The sequence below is a fragment of the Kocuria varians genome (assembly GCF_006539885.1).
Taxonomy (GTDB): Bacteria; Actinomycetota; Actinomycetes; order Actinomycetales; family Micrococcaceae; genus Kocuria; species Kocuria varians.
In genome coordinates, this window is record NZ_BJNW01000045.1 from 1 (window position 1) to 1,194 (window position 1,194).

Consider the following 1,194-nt stretch of genomic DNA (forward strand, 5'->3'; position numbering starts at 1 on the left):
TTGGGCTGACCCCGTTTCGTAGGTCCGGTCGTTATGCGAGTCGTCCTGTTGCCCGCGGTGGCGGGCAGGGAGACTGGTCAGATCATGACGAACAGTAGGAAGCGTCACACTCCGGAGCAGGTCGTCCGCAAGCTCGGGCAGGCCGACAGGATGCTCGCCGACGGGCAGGATGTCGCGGCGGTGTGCCGAGAGCTCGGGGTGTCCGAGCAGACGTACTACCGGTGGCGGAACCAATACGGCGGACTCAAGGCCGACGACGCGAAGCGCCTCAAGGAGCTCGAGAAGCAGAACGCGACGTTGAAGCGGCTGTTCGCCGAAGCGGAGCTGGAGAAGGCCGCGCTCAAGGAGCTGGCTGAGGGAAACTTCTAGGCCCGGGCAGGCGCCGTGCCGCCGTCGCGCACCTGATCAGGACACTGCAGGTGAGCGAGCGGATGGCGTGCCGTCTGGCCGGGCTCTCCCGCTCCGCGTACCGACGCCCGCTCAACGCCGACACGGTCACGGACCCAGACCGGGCGCTGCGGGAGTGGCTGCGCGCCTGGGCGAAGGACCATCCCCGCTACGGGTACCGGCGGGCGTACCACGACGCCCGCGCCGAGGGCTGGGTGGTGAACCACAAGAAGGTCCAACGCCTGTGGCGTGACGAGGGGCTTCGCGTCCCGCAGCGGCGGCGACGCAAGCGCGTCGGATCTTCGACCATCGACGCGCCGACGGCGGACGCGCCGAACGTGGTGTGGGCGGTCGACTTCCAGTTCGACGCCGAGGAGCAGGGCAGACCGATCAAGATCTGCTCGATCGTCGAGGAGCACACCCGGGAGTGCATCGGCGGACTCACCGAACGATCGATCACCGCGGACCGGCTCACCGCCCACCTCGAGGACCTCGTCGCCGTCCGCGGCGCCCCCGAGGTGCTCCGATCCGACAACGGGCCGGAGTTCATCAGCGAAGCGATGGCCGACTGGGCCGGCACCCGCACCGGCCTGTCCTACATCCCTCCGGGCTCGCCCTGGCGCAACGGATACGTCGAGTCATTCAACAGCCGGATCCGCGACGAGTGTCTCAACATCAACAGCTTCTACTCGCTACTGCACGCACAGGTCGTGATCGGCGACTGGAAGGACGAGTACAACCATCACCGCCGGCACTCCTGGCTCGGCTACCTACCCCCAGCCGAGTACGCTCGGCAATGCACCCATC

At 67.8% G+C, this 1,194-nt stretch carries 1 protein-coding gene; it reads left to right on the forward strand.

What is annotated here, in order from left to right; genetic code table 11:
* Positions 1-84 precede the first annotated feature (84 nt).
* A protein-coding gene (locus tag KVA01_RS12555) for an IS3 family transposase (RefSeq protein WP_141270584.1) occupies positions 85-1,194 on the forward strand; the annotation gives its coding sequence in 2 pieces (ribosomal slippage) (positions 85-355 and positions 355-1,194; 1,111 coding nt annotated over the 2 pieces). This gene is flagged as partial in the annotation.